Origin of the sequence: Pyramidobacter sp. YE332 (genome assembly GCF_033060595.1) — a bacterium.
In the GTDB taxonomy this organism is placed as follows: domain Bacteria; phylum Synergistota; class Synergistia; order Synergistales; family Dethiosulfovibrionaceae; genus Pyramidobacter.
Window position 1 is genome coordinate 799,971 of sequence record NZ_CP133038.1, and the last position, 13,451, is coordinate 813,421.

At 53.1% G+C, this 13,451-nt stretch carries 14 protein-coding genes; 1 reads left to right on the top strand and 13 read right to left on the bottom strand.

Going from position 1 to position 13,451, the window contains the following annotated elements:
- Positions 1-9 precede the first annotated feature (9 nt).
- From RAH42_RS03725 to RAH42_RS03755, 7 genes are all read right to left on the bottom strand, one after another.
- Entirely contained in the window at positions 10-513 is a 504-nt protein-coding gene (locus RAH42_RS03725; protein WP_317539662.1) for an IS630 family transposase, read from the bottom strand.
- 32 nt (positions 514-545) lie between these two features.
- Positions 546-1,049: a winged helix-turn-helix domain-containing protein gene (locus RAH42_RS03730; RefSeq protein ID WP_317539175.1), complete on the bottom strand. Its 504-nt coding sequence runs from the start codon at positions 1,047-1,049 to the stop codon at positions 546-548.
- 233 nt (positions 1,050-1,282) lie between these two features.
- Positions 1,283-2,833, bottom strand: a complete 1,551-nt coding sequence (citF, locus tag RAH42_RS03735) for a citrate lyase subunit alpha (RefSeq protein ID WP_078016322.1) — start codon at positions 2,831-2,833, stop codon at positions 1,283-1,285.
- Positions 2,834-2,835: 2 nt separating this feature from the next.
- Positions 2,836-3,708, bottom strand: a complete 873-nt coding sequence (locus tag RAH42_RS03740) for an aldolase/citrate lyase family protein (RefSeq protein ID WP_078016323.1) — start codon at positions 3,706-3,708, stop codon at positions 2,836-2,838.
- The gene (gene citD / locus RAH42_RS03745) at positions 3,708-3,974 is read right to left on the bottom strand and encodes a citrate lyase acyl carrier protein (RefSeq protein ID WP_078016324.1); all 267 of its coding nucleotides are present in this window, start codon (positions 3,972-3,974) and stop codon (positions 3,708-3,710) included. Before citD ends, RAH42_RS03740 begins: the two co-directional genes overlap by 1 nt.
- Before the next feature lie 84 nt (positions 3,975-4,058).
- Positions 4,059-4,643, bottom strand: a complete 585-nt coding sequence (locus RAH42_RS03750) for a nitroreductase family protein (RefSeq protein ID WP_317539996.1) — start codon at positions 4,641-4,643, stop codon at positions 4,059-4,061.
- 154 nt (positions 4,644-4,797) lie between these two features.
- Positions 4,798-5,976: a PrpF domain-containing protein gene (locus RAH42_RS03755; protein ID WP_078016326.1), complete on the bottom strand. Its 1,179-nt coding sequence runs from the start codon at positions 5,974-5,976 to the stop codon at positions 4,798-4,800.
- Between the two features lie 83 nt (positions 5,977-6,059).
- On the opposite strand from RAH42_RS03755, the gene RAH42_RS03760 reads away from it, so the two are divergent.
- Positions 6,060-7,010 carry a LysR family transcriptional regulator gene (locus tag RAH42_RS03760; RefSeq protein WP_078016327.1) on the top strand — a complete coding sequence of 317 codons (951 nt, stop codon included), beginning with the start codon at positions 6,060-6,062 and terminating at the stop codon, positions 7,008-7,010.
- A 4-nt stretch (positions 7,011-7,014) separates the two neighbouring features.
- Here the strand turns inward: RAH42_RS03760 and RAH42_RS03765 are convergent, their stop codons facing one another.
- The 6 genes from RAH42_RS03765 to RAH42_RS03790 all read right to left on the bottom strand — a co-directional run bounded on the left by RAH42_RS03765 (position 7,015) and on the right by RAH42_RS03790 (position 13,203).
- Positions 7,015-8,394: an MmgE/PrpD family protein gene (locus RAH42_RS03765; RefSeq protein ID WP_317539997.1), complete on the bottom strand. Its 1,380-nt coding sequence runs from the start codon at positions 8,392-8,394 to the stop codon at positions 7,015-7,017.
- A complete protein-coding gene (locus RAH42_RS03770) occupies positions 8,391-9,812 on the bottom strand; it encodes an MmgE/PrpD family protein (RefSeq protein ID WP_317539998.1) in 1,422 nt (473 codons plus the stop codon). The genes RAH42_RS03765 and RAH42_RS03770 overlap by 4 nt, the downstream gene beginning before the upstream one ends.
- Before the next feature lie 14 nt (positions 9,813-9,826).
- Positions 9,827-10,468 (bottom strand): amidohydrolase family protein, encoded by a 642-nt coding sequence (locus tag RAH42_RS03775; RefSeq protein ID WP_317540242.1) that lies wholly within the window; start codon positions 10,466-10,468, stop codon positions 9,827-9,829.
- Positions 10,469-10,508: 40 nt separating this feature from the next.
- Positions 10,509-11,299, bottom strand: a protein-coding gene (locus RAH42_RS03780; protein WP_317539161.1) for an IS5 family transposase whose coding sequence is annotated in 2 segments (ribosomal slippage) — positions 10,509-10,928 and positions 10,931-11,299 — 789 coding nt in all. Because the reading frame shifts where the segments join, the coding sequence is not laid out codon by codon here.
- A gap of 27 nt (positions 11,300-11,326) precedes the next feature.
- Positions 11,327-11,851 (bottom strand): hypothetical protein, encoded by a 525-nt coding sequence (locus RAH42_RS03785; RefSeq protein WP_317539999.1) that lies wholly within the window; start codon positions 11,849-11,851, stop codon positions 11,327-11,329.
- Positions 11,851-13,203 (bottom strand): MmgE/PrpD family protein, encoded by a 1,353-nt coding sequence (locus tag RAH42_RS03790; protein ID WP_078016331.1) that lies wholly within the window; start codon positions 13,201-13,203, stop codon positions 11,851-11,853. The genes RAH42_RS03785 and RAH42_RS03790 overlap by 1 nt, the downstream gene beginning before the upstream one ends.
- Positions 13,204-13,451 lie beyond the last annotated feature (248 nt).

A 13,451-nucleotide genomic window follows, 5' to 3' on the forward strand; every position in this document is an offset into this window, starting at 1 on the left:
TACTATTTCTCATTTAAAGCACCTAACAATCCATTGTCTTGCGGTAATACTCCTTATGGTCTGAGCGGTGAGATTTCTGATCGTGCGGCACAGACGCTCGACAACGTTCTCAAGCGTCGAAAAAATCTCGTTTCGAAAGCCCTGACAGCGCAGCTCTCTCCAGATCTGCTCAATGGGGTTCATCTCGGGGGTATAGGGGGGAATATGGAACAGGGTGATGTTGGCAGGAACCTGAAGCGCTTTGGACTTGTGCCAGGCAGCTCCGTCACAGCAGAGCAGAATATGGTCTTCCGGAAATCGGTGTGAAAGTTCCCGCAGGAAAACGTTCATGCAATCGCTGTCGCAGTTGGGCATGATCAGAAAGAGGCTTTCTCCCGTAAGCGGCTCTACGGCACCGTAAGCATAGCGGTATTCGCGGATGTGAAGGCAGGGAACGTTCGGTCGAATGCCTTTCCTGCACCAGCAGTATTTGGGCGTGTTGATTCTGCCGAAGCCGGCTTCGTCCTGAAACATCAGTCTGACGTTCCCTGTTGTGGATAACTCTTTTAATTCCTGAACTTGAGCGTTAATTTTTTTGAGGCCTCGATGGCCTCCTCGTTCGCTTTCCTGGGGTGACGGCTGCGCGGCATGACTTTTCTCCAGCCATGACGTTTCAGGACCGCGTAAATCTGAGTCGGACTGATAGTATGTCCCACCGCGGTCTGATAGGCTTGGGCTATTTCCGCCACCGAAACGATTTCTCCTTTCCCGGCTTTCTCCAGGTAAGGAGCAAGTACGGCTTCTTCCTGCTCATAGGTCATGTTCCGATGGTTGCCGAGGTAATGGCATTGCAGCACATACGAGAGACCGCGATGGATAAACTGCGAGATGATCTTGCTGACGTTCGTGAAGTGGTATTCCGTGATTTCGCTGATTTCTTTCAGGGTTTTCCCTTCGGCGCGCAAGCTGAGGATTCTCAGTTTGGCTTCGATCTTCTTGTTGCGATTCTTTTTCCGCGCTGCTTCGATTTCCGCCTGCTGTTCCGATGTGATCTCGTATTTTACGGGCATTCTCCATCACCTCGGGTGCATTATAACTGAGGTACGGATACTTTGGCTATACTATAATGAAATAGTATTATAACAAAGCTTTGTCAATCGGGGCGAAGATATTTTTTCAAGAACGTTGGAATGCCGCAGCGCAACGACGCGAACAAAAACCGCGCCGGCGGAAAAACGTCGCGCCCGGACAAAAAACGGAGTCGGCCGAGAAACTCGACCGGCTCCGTTTTTTGTATGCGATTTTATTTTTTCTTCAGCTGACGCACCACGTCGATGACCGTGCCGTCGCGCCATTCGATGACGCCGACGATCCGGTCGGTGGTCTCGACGGGATCCATGGGGCCGGACATCCGCCTGGCCTTGTCGGCCAATTCGTCCATGGAGATCACCGGCACGTCACGGATCCCCCGGCACGCCTCGACCAGGTCGGCGCGGCGCGGATTGACGGTGATGCCGTACTCCGTGACGACGGCGTCGACGCATTCGCCGGGCGTCGTCACCGAGTAGACTGTGTCGGTGACGCAGGGGATGCGGCCGCGCAGCAGCGGCTGGGCGATGATCGTCAGTTTGGCGCTGGCCGCCGTGTCCTGATGGCCGCCGATGCCGTGCAGCAGCGCGCCGTCGGCTTCCGTGTTGACGTTGACGTTGAAGTCGCGGTCCACTTCCGTGGCGCCGAGAATGACCACGTCGAGCATGTTGACCGCGGCTCCCCGGTTCCATGGATTGGCGTACATGTCGGCGGAAATTTCCACGTGCCGCGGATCCGCGGCGATGGATCTGACCGCGCCGAGATCGAAGGACTGCACGTCGAGCAGCTTGTCGACCAGCCCCTCGCGAAGCAGGTCGACGAAATAGCTGGTGATGCCGCCCAGGCCGAAACTGCCTTTGATGCCTTTCCTGAGCATGGCGTCTTTCATGAACGCCGTCACGGCGAGGGCGATGCCGCCGGCGCCGGTCTGGAAGGAAATCCCGGTTTGGAAGTACGGGCTCGCTTCGATCAGTCTGGAGGCGTAGCGGGCGATGAGCAGCCGCAGCGGATCTCTCGTCACCTTGGTGGTGCCGGAGACGATGCCCGCGGGATCGCCGATGCTGGGGACCGCGACGACGAAGTCGGCGCAGGTCTGGTTGATCGAGATCGGCGCGTTGGGATAGGGCACGAGGTTGTCGGTGACGGCGACGACGCAGTCGGCGTACTGACAGTCGGTGAAGGCGTAGCCCAAAGACCCGCAGGCCGAGGGGCCCTGCACGCCGTTCATGTTGCCGTAACGGTCGCATGACGGCGCGGCCATGAAAGCCACGTCGATATGCACGTCGCCGCACATGATGGCGCGCGGCCGGCCGCCGTGGCTGCGCAGCACCGCGGGCTCCCCGAGCCCCCCCGCGGAGACGATCTGGCCGATGGGGCCGTTGACGGATCCCCAGATGCGGGCGACGACGCCCGATTGGATATGATCGATCAGATGCTTGTGCACGCCGAAAAGCGCCGTGGGAAAGAGGGTCAGGTCGCGGATTCCCATTTCCGCGCAGGCGTCGATCACCTGGTTGACCACGTAATCGCCGTTGCGCAGATGATGGTGGAAGGAAATGGTCATGCCGCTTTTCAGGCCGGACGCGGCGATGGCGGCTTTGAGGTCGGGCAGCACCTTGTCGGTGCGGTCGGCGTTGGTGACGCGCAGACGCGGGCCGACGACGTTGCCCGACGGCTGAAGGGCGAAAGCGCCGCGATAGGGTTTGACTTTTCCGTATCCTTCGATAAAGGCGGGGATGTCCCGTCCCAGTGCGTTGAGAGGCATGGCTATTCGTCCTCCTTTTCCAGGCCGGCCTTGACGAGAATGTAACGGGCGCGCTTGACCACGGGAACGTCGACCATCCGTCCGTCCACGGACACCGTGCCGAGGCCGCGCGCGCGGGCGTCCTCGGCCGCGGCGATGATGCGCTGCGCCTTTTCGATTTCCTTCTCCGAGGGCGTGAAGATCTCGTGGATGACGGGGATCTGGTTGGGATGGATGATGCTCTTGCCGTCGAACCCCAGATCCTTGGAAAACTGGGCGTCGCGGCGCAGACCTTCGTCGTCGGTGACGCGGGGAAACATCAGGTCGATGGCGTCCACCCCGGCGGCGCGGGCGGCGATGACGATCATGCGGCGCGACCATTCCAGCTCGGTGCCTTCGGGCGTGCGGCTTGTCTTCAGATCGGCGACCAGATCTTCGCCGCCGGGCAGGATGGCGGTCACGCGCCTGGAAGCCATGGCGACGTCGTAGGCATGCCAGATCCCGTAGGCCGTTTCGAGGATGCAGAACAGCTTGATGTGCCCCTGCGCGATGCCGTATTTGTCCTCGAGGCGGCTCAGCTCTTCGTCCACGTCTTTGATGACCTGCGGGCTGTCGGCCTTGGGCAGGCGGATGCCGTCGAGGCGTTTGCAGGGAACGACGGCCTCGAGGTCTTTCTTCCAGAACTCGGTGTCGGCGCCGTTGATGCGCACCGTCACTTCCACGCTGCCGAAGTCGCCGCGCCGGAGAAATTTGGAGATCATGACGCGGGCCGCGTCCTTTTCGGACAGCGCCACGGCGTCCTCCATGTCCATGACGATGCCGTCGGAGCCGAAGAGATGACCGCGCACCAGCATATTGGGATTGTTGCCGGGCAGATAGAGCATCGTGCGGCGCATTATCTCTCACCTCTCAGACGCTTCACGGCCGTCTCGACGCGCGCTTCGAGCACCACGTCGAGCGCGCCGCGGTCGTTCACGTTCACCGTCAGGTCGTTGGCGCCCAGCGCTTCGAGCGTGTCCCTGACGGCCTTTTCCATGGCGGAGCGGAAACGGCTGACGCCGTTCCCTTCAAGTTCGACGACGAGGCCGGAACCGGGAGCTGCCTCGGTCACTGTGACCAGACAATCCATCGATTCAAGCGTGCCCGCGCTTGCTGTTTTCATTCCCAAAAGACCTCCTTAAAAGGGCTTTGTTCAACGGACGAGTATTCTCGAAAAGGTTCGCTCTAAAAATTATTATTGTAAAATTTACAACGAAATGTCACTCTGGATGCGGCCATCTTTGCGTGATGGAACCGGCGGATTATCTATGTTCGTATGTCCTACGCACAGCGAGGCGAGGATTACTTCATCATCCGTAAGTCCCAGTGGCACAAAAAGCGCACGGAGAGCCGGCACATCAGTGAACCAATGTGGTTGGTTGATCCAACATGCGCCAAGTCCCAATGAATGTGCAGCCAGTAGCATGTTTTCGACAGCTGCCGCACATTCAGCCATTCCATTTGTCCTGTCTCGAGGGGCTACGGCAGAGATTAGTACCGGTGCATGATAGATAAAATGGTAATGAGGTGCCTTTGCACGTGCGACCGAAAAATCCATGATATCATTCTCTGTCAATTTATGTGCGAGTAGTTCGCGCTGTATGACAGCATTAATTCTTGCTAAAGACTCATGTTTTGTCTGCACAAACAGCCTTACCCTTTGTGTATTATGCCCAGTTGGCGCATGTAAGCCACAGTCGATAATCGTTCGGAGAAGTTCTAATTCAACCGGTGTATCTGAATAGTTGCGTATACTGCGACGCGAAAGTATGTTCTGAATAACAGTGTTCATAGTTAAGCCTCCTCTAATGGTAGCTCTCATGAAAAACATTATAGACAATAATTATTCGCTTACAAATACTAATACTGTGAAGATCGCCGTTGCTTTAGCAGTACAAAAGCAACGGCGATCTTGGGGATAGCACAGCATACTGCTTCGAACGGACTTAGTCGCGGACGTAGACCCAGCCTTCCATGATGCGGCGCGCCGTGCGATCGAGATTGCCGCTCAGCACGGTATGAGTGCCGTCGGAGTTGTCTTTCAGATCGGCGTAGGCATCCATGACGCCCCAGGGATGGCCGATGCGGATGTGCGCGGCGTGATTGTCGGGGCGCTTGCCGCGGCCGCAGACGATCTCGTTGACGATCGTGCCGGGAGTGTTGGCGGCGGTGATGGTGCAGATCGCGCCGGTGCCCATGTAAGCGTCGATCATCTTCATGTTGACCGAGAATAAACGTCCGACCAGGTCGATATCTTCGGCGGAGATGGGCTTGCCGCTGCCGGCCGTGTAGTCGACGGGCCGGCGTACGAAAGCGATCTTGGGCAGCGTCTGGCTGTTCTTTCTGGCGTCTTCGAGATCTTTGGCGAAGCCCAGCGTGATGGCGCCGGTGCCGCGGATGATCTCGAGGACGCGGCAGATTTCCTGGCAGTTCGGCAAAGCGTTGAACTCCGCCGGAATCTCGGTGCCGGAGACGCCGAAATCCTCTGGATGGACGAAGATCACGGGATTGGCGGCGTCGACGAAGCTGTACTCGTAGGTCGTGCCGTCGACAGTGATGGAGTCTTTGACATGCCCGGTCGGCAGCAGCTTGCCGGAGGCCGCTCCCTGAGGCGCCACGAACTTGAGCGTGACTTTTGCGGCCGTGCCGGGAACGCCGTCGATGGCGAAATCTCCTTCGGTGACGGCGCGGCCGTCTTTGACGGGAACCTGGGCGACGATTTCCTTCTGCGTGTTGGTGTTGAAGATGTGAACTTCCGTCATGGGCTCGACGGCTTTCACCAGGCCTTCGTCGATGGCGTACGGCCCGACGGCGGATGAGATGTTGCCGCAGTTCATGGTCTTGCCGACGATCGGCGCCGTCACGTCGACCTGGCCGAACGAGTAATCCACGTCGATGCCGGGACGGCTGCTCTTCTTGATCACGGCGACCTTGCTGGTGGACGTGTTGGCGCCGCCCATGCCGTCGATCTGGCGGCGATCCGGCGAACCGAAGGCGGAAAGAATCACCTTGTCGCGTTCCGCCACGTCCTGCGGCAGGTCCTCGTCGCGAAAGAACACCGCCTTGCTCGTGCCTCCGCGCATATAGACGCAGGGAATTTTCCTGTTGGGCTTGTAGTCGGCCATCGTAAAACTTCCTTTCTTATCCGCAATTTTTGAGATAGAATGTTTGTGGAAATGTGCAAATTTTATTTGCGAGGTGAAGCGTCGTGCTGAACAATTACAACTATTTCATCACTCTTGCCGAGGAGAAGAACATCTCCCGCGCCGCGGAACGGCTGTTTATTTCCCATCAGTGTCTGAGCAAATACCTGAAAAACCTCGAGCAGGAATACCGCGTCACGTTTTTCGAACGCTCTCCCAGGCTGAAATTGACGGTAGCCGGCGAAGCCATGCTGAACATGCTGCGCCAAGTCCAGTTTCTCGAGAGGAACCTGGAAAGCCAGCTCGACGACATCCGTCAGTCCAGAAGGGGAATCATTCGTCTGGGAACGACCGAGGGACGCTATCGGATCCTGTTCCCCGATCTGCTGTCGCAGTTCAAAAAGATCTATCCCGACGTGCTTCTCGAGGTCAGTTACGCCACTTCCGAACAGTTGACCGAAAGCGTTCTCAAAAATGAGCTCGACATCGTGCTGATGAACAAGAGCTTCGTGAATCGCAGCCAGCTCACCGTTCAGCCGCTGCTGGACGAAAGGATCTATCTGGTCATTTCGGACAACATGCTTGAACAGTACTTTCCGGAGCGGTATCCGGAATGCCGGGAACTCTTCGCGGCGGAAGGCGCCGATCTGAAGATGTTCCAGCACGTTCCCTTTATCCTCAACCGTAAGAGCTTCAACAGCCGTATCATGCTGGACTCTTATCTGCAGGCCCATAACCTTCATCTGAACTGCGTCATGGAACTGACCCAGCTGGATCTGCATTTCATGATGTCCGCCCGCGACTACGCCGCCAGTTTCTGTTGGTCCATGTACATCCCGCTGATCCGGCGCATGAATCGGGCGGATCCCGAACGTCATCTGAACGTATTCCCCGTCAAGGGCGTCGAGGCGCTGAACCATATGGTTCTGGTGACTCAAGAGGGAAAAATCCTGCCGGAATACGGGCGTGAGTTGATCGAAGTGATAAAAAGAAACTGCGCCGGGTTTGAGAAATAAGTCGTTAAGCGGGAGCCTCGTTCAGCAAATTCATGAGCGGTTCCACGGAGTTCTGTTTTTCGAACGCGCCGATGAAAGAGAGGATCGCGCCGATCTTTTCTTCAGACAGTGCGGCAGCGGCATTCGAACGGAACTTGCCTTCCAGTTCATTCCAGCCGACGGGATTGCCGGGCGAGCCCTTCAGGTCGTAAAGCTCTTTTTCGAAAACGCGTCCGTCTTTCAGCGTGATCTTCACCTTGGCCCCGCGCTTTTTGGGGAACGCGGACTGCACGTCGGGGTCGATCACGCAGGTAACTTTCCGGGCCAAAGCGAGAAGCTCCAGATCCCGGTAGTGCTGGGGCGTCAGGTCGACAACGCCGAACCGGCGGTCGCGAAGCGCCACGGCAGAACCGTAAGCAAGGCTGAATTTGGCCTCGCCGGAATTTTGCGGCGCCGTGATGGTGCCTGTCAGCTCATAGGCGACTTTGTGCGTGCCGATCCAGATGCTTTCCACCTGTGCCGGAGTGATATTATTTTCCGACGCCAGGTCGAGGACCGCTTCAATGCCGGGCTGAGCATGGCGGCAGGAAGGATACATCTTGTTGTAGGTGTCGCCGATCGACCAGACCGTGCCGAGACCTTGACAGACCGCTTCAACATCGACGTTTTCCGACTGAGTGTTGAACAGGCCGTTCGGACCTTCCAGCGCTGAAAGACACCCCTCCATGCCGGTCTGGGCGATATAGGCGGCCATGATGCCGTTGTAGGCGGCGTTGCCGACCTGCACGCATTTCGAACGCTGCCCCGACTTCGTCGCTTCCATCGTGCCGCTGGCGAGCATCCCCGCCTGGCCAAGACCGTTGGCAAGCTGTTTCGCGTCGAGCGCGAGAAGTTTGCCGGCCGCGGCCATGGCCCCATAGGCGCCGCAGTTGCTCGAAGGGTGGAATCCCTTGTTGATCTGCGCCGGGTTGACGTGGGCGGCGATACGGTAAGTTATTTCATACCCGATCGCCACGGCGGCAACGATCTCTTTGCCTGTCCGCCCGAGCGCATTCCCCATCACGAGCGCCGTAGGAACAATGACTGCCCCGGCGTGGCAGCCGGCGTTTTTGTGTCCGTCGTCGAGCTCGACGGCGTGGGCGTACGTCGCGTCGATCATGGCGGCGTGGGCGGCGGGAAAAACTTTTTCATTTGAACCGATGACGCCGCAGTTCCCGATTCCCAGATGCCTGCAGGCTAATTTGATCTGTTCGCGATAATCCCAGTTGATGCTCCCGGCGACCGCAGCGCCGAGAGTGTCCATGATCCGTTCCTTGGCCAGATAGACGACGCTTTCCGGAAGCGATTCATAGTTTGTTTCGGCAATAAAACGTGCGAATTTCTCGGTGAGGTACATTTCTTTCATCGGCCTTTCTTGTGAGAACTGCGTCGATTGTGCGTGATGCGGCTCTCGTTCCAAGGATGATAAAGATTTCCAGGCGCTGAGAGTTCTTCAAAATGGGCGAGCCTTTCAGCAAGTTCCGAAGCGTAAGGCTGGTAAGGCGTGTTCTCCGTCATTCGGCAGAATTTTTGTTTCAGTTCTTCCCACGAGAAGGGGTTCTCCGCTTCTCCCCGCGGCAAGGAGACGAACGTCTCGTGTGTTTGCCCGTCCTTTGTTCCCACGGATACCCGGACTGAGCCCCAACAGCTGGGATGAGCCTGCACAAAGGCGCTGACCTCTGGGTCCATGACGAGCTTTATTTTCTGAGCTGTTGCAAAAACGTCAGATTGTTTCATGGCAGCTGCCAGTACGCGTTCGCTGGCGATGTGTCCATTTTTCAACGCCACAGCCATGGTGAATTCGAGGCTGTTCTGTGCCGAAATCTCCGTCCGAGGACAGGGTTTTGACAAACGCCCCACAAAAGGCGTGGTGTAGACGATGATTGAATCTATGTTCTCGGGAGTCAAATGGAATCTTTCTCGCAGATCGAGAACGGCGTCGATAGCGCAGTGGAGGCCGCGCATACAGGCGTGAGCTTTGAAGTAGATTTCGGAGATTTTGAAGACGGAGCCAAGCTCCGCTACGGCTTTTTCCGGTTTGGGATGGTTGGAGAATGCCTGAGCGAAACCTTTTTTCCCTTCGAATATCGCTTCCGGGCCCGTAAAGCCGCTGAGCGCCAGTTGTAGAGACATCTTGGCGTTTCTGATCGCCCAAGCGCCGCTGAGCACCTTCCCCATGGATCCATCATTTTGGTATTCGATGAGCCCTCCTGTGAATGTTGCTGCGAGACCAAGAGCGTCCTTCATCTGGGCTGCATCAAGATTGTAAAGTTTACCAAGCGCGGCTGTACACGCTACGGAACCGGTGACGCTGGTTGATTCAAAACCGCGCTCACGGTACGAAGAAGGGTTGATTGTTTCCCCGATCCGGATGTACGTTTCATATCCGGCGATAACGGCTGTAAGCATCTCTTTGCCGTTCGCGTTCATAACCTGACCATAAGTCATCACGGCGGGAATGAGGAAACTGCTGGGATGCCCCATAGCAACACGGTGACCATCGTCTAAGTCCGACGACCGCGCCATCAATGTAGAGATGAAAGCGGCATCGTCGGCGGGAAAAGAATCCCCTCCGGGAACAAAGACGAGTGATCCTTTTGCGTCGCCGGGAAAAGCCTTGATATGTGCTTTTGCTTTTTCGCCGACGGCGGTGCAGCAACCATAGAGCATATTGCCCGTTGAATCGAGGATACACTGTTTGGCTGAGTCAAGCGTCTTATTGGGAATGTTTTTATAATGTAGTTCCACGAGGAAATCTGCTAACCGTTGTACGAGTCCAGTCATGCTAGGACCTCAGGTCACAGAGTCTCTGTGGACTGGTATAAAATCTTTCCATTTACGATGGTCATTACAGCAGATAGAATTTGATCCCCATAAAGTGTATTGTTAAATTTGTCGAAGAAAAGAACATTCTTTTGAATAATTTTAAGGGCTGTGATATCAGCTGTCGTACCAAGTTTGAGTGTACCAAGGTCAACTTCTTGCATTGCTTTTGCAGCTGTAACAGTTGTGGTGCGAATAACATCGTTCAGAGACATGCCGAGAGCCATAAATTTTGACATGACTGCAGTAAGGCTGAAAACCATAGGGTTGTTCCAGTTACTAGCGTTTAAATCAGTGCTGAGTGTGTTAGGATAAAATTTGTCCTCAATGGCACGCTTAGCAACCGCTAGCGAGAAATTACCTTGACCTGGCGATACGTCTATGATGACTCCTCGATCTTGTGAGTCCCGTATCTTTCTATCAATAGAACCTGTAGCATACAAATGTAGTCCTGTACCATGGAAAATATGACTAAGAATGTCACCAGGACGCAGAAGCTCTGCGACAGTTCCCATTTCTTCAGGGGGATTGGTTGCATGGATCATAACTTTTTTCCCATAATGTTCCGCGAGTTCAATAGTTTTTTCTAGAGGGTATAATCCCTGCTCTCCGATAATGTTTTTACTAGGGCTTGTTTAAAAAACATTTCAGCTTGTATTATTTCAATAAAATAACACTGGCAGCGACAAGAACAAAAGCGAAAAACGAAGCGTCAAGTTTGTCATAGCGGGTGAAAATTCTACGGAACCATTTGATTTTCTGAAAGAAACATTCAACCAAGTGTCGTTCCTTGTAAACATGCTCATCTATAAACCACGGTTCGGGATTATCGCTCTTCGGCGGGATAGTGTAACTTCCCTCCCGAGAAGTAATGTACTCTCTGATGGCTTGCGAACCGTAAGCCTTATCGCCGATGACGTTGCTCCCTCTGATTTCCGCTTGCCCGAGCAAGGACACGGCATGGCGGGAATCGTGGTCATTGCCGGGACTGAGCAGGAGCGCCAGCGGATTGCCTAAACCATCTACTATCGCATGAATTTTCGTATTCTTGCCGCCTCTGGACATGCCAATCGCTTGAGCCCCTTTTTTCCCCCTTCCGGGGTTTTCCCTCTCCCGTTGGCACTTTGATGTACTTTGCAGGACGTGGAGTCGATAGAGAGATTTTCCATGTCGGCATCAGCGCTTAGGGCGGCAAAGATCGCCTCGAATATTCCCCGCTGTTTCCACAGCCTGAAACGTGCGTAAACTGCCTGCCATTTGCCGTAACGCTCCGGAAGATCTCTCCATGGCGCTCCACTTCTGGCAAGCCACAGAATCCCATTGATGATCCTGCGGTTATCGTATTTTGCCGGGCGTCCACGTTGACCTGATTTCGGGTGTTCGGGCGGCAGCATTCTCTTGATTCGATTCCACTCGCTGGAGGTCAGTTCATATCTTCTCTCTTCCATGAGAAAAGTTTAAGCGATTGGATCGATTTAGGCAACTTTGACGTTTTTTAAACAAGCCCTAATACGAATCTTGAAACCCCAGATTCGGTCTTGACCATATTCTATCGCTTCTTCAAATGCGTCCATATCCCACAATGCTGGATCAACTGGTTCATTGACCTTGGTTGTCATGATTAACCCAATGGGGCTGACGTTCAGTGCGATCTTTGAACGAGTGTCGTAGTTTGCAAGCATCTGCAAAAGAGCCTTGTAGGCTGATATACCTGTGCTGCCGGCATCGAATGCATAGGTGACTTCATAGGGTATATCGGCAAGATCGACAGGCATCCCATTTGCTTGCCCGCGATAATTAATATGAGTGTGGATGTCAATCAAACCAGGACAAATAATATAACCTGACATGTCATAAGTTTTTTTAGCACTTGCTTGTGTCGGTGCTCCCAGGTAAGCTATCTTTTTTTTGTTGACGGCAATATCTCCGATCATGTCAATGTTTTGAGATGGATCAATAATTCGTCCATTTTTTAAAAGTATATCAAATTTATTATCCATCACTTTACTAACTCCTCATTAATGGTCTGGTCTAAAATATGGAGTTTTGAAAAATCAATAGGACATTGCTTGTCAATATTGCTGATAAATGTCCATAATTCCTGAGTGGGATCAACCCCGTATACGGGAGTCACTAGGATATCAAATTTTGATTTGGTATCATCTTCAGTAAACGGATTTTCGAATTCTCCCTTAGGGTAAATCTCTTCTGCTCTAAAGGTACGCCCAGTATGAGTTATAACTGAAAGCTTGGCAGCACCCCATAGACTTTTATCCTTTTGGGAAAGAAGGATAAACTCTTGATCTAATTCTACGGTCACTTTTTTTGCTAGGGTCGAAATCATTGTATTACCAATATTTGAACGAACATCATCTTCAGTGACATGTCCATAATGCAAAAGCAAGGCAAGATTATAGGGAATACAAGTTTGTGCCTGTGCGAGGTTTTGAGGATCATAAAAGCCAGCCGGTTGAAGAAATTCTCCGCCATATACCGTGATTCGCTCGATATCTTTTTCGGTCAAATCATTGTCATGAAGAATTGATTCAAGTAAATCAAGTTGGGTATGGATCCTGCGCACACAAGAAAATTTCTTAGTATAAACGCGTAGAATGTCATTTCTTAACTGAGGATTATTTAGTACATTGAAATTAGGTTCGGGAGAAAAAGCATTGCAGAACCCCAATTCCCCTTCTAATGCGTGACTTGGGCCATCAATTCCGGCTTGGGCCATTTGTGCAGCAGTGATACCCAACTGTGCTGCCCAGCCCGCTAGGATATATTTTTGAGATGAGCCGTCGATCGCAGCTTGATTTAACCCACCGCATAAAGTTGCTGCAAGGGCAATTGCATTTTTTGTCTTCTGACTATCTAAATCCAGAATATGCGCAGCGACAACGGCAGCAGCTGATGCACCGCTAATCGCGGTGGAGTCAAAGCCTCGCTTGGTATAGGCTGAAGGATTAACACTGCGTCCTAGGTAACAATACATTTCATATCCACGTACAAGAGCCTCAATGTATTTGCTCCCATCAATTTGTTGCGCTATATAAGCACACGCTAATGTCGCAGACTGAACGACAACCCCTGGATGTCCCATAGCATAACGATGTCCATCGTCAAAATCTAATAAACGAGAAACTGTACCAAGCCAACAAGCTAAAACCTCAGGATATTGTATTTTCCCTTGTAACGCCGCTAAAAGTTGTTGAGCTTCCGTCTTTTGTGAGCCGGCAATCAGAACCCCCAAATAATCACTTAAGAGTAGTTTAGCTTTTGATTTTACTTCTGCAGGTATGACGTCAAAATGAATTGTATTTAAAATGTCATACATTTTTTCGATACACGTCATAAAATTCCTCCTCTTTGAGCAGGCACTGTCCTTGTTTTGTTCTCCCTTTGCAGTTAGATTATGGGCTCATTTTAGAGCGGATGCGCTAGTTAAAGAGCGAAACAGATTTGTTCATGAAAATCTGAAAGCGCAAGCGTAAAAAATATGAAACGACGCAGAAAATTAAAGCGATTTTCTATTATGATATGAATCATCCTTGTGAATTGTTCTCTGTAAAATGAACTCTTTGAGAAAATGTCATTAATCAA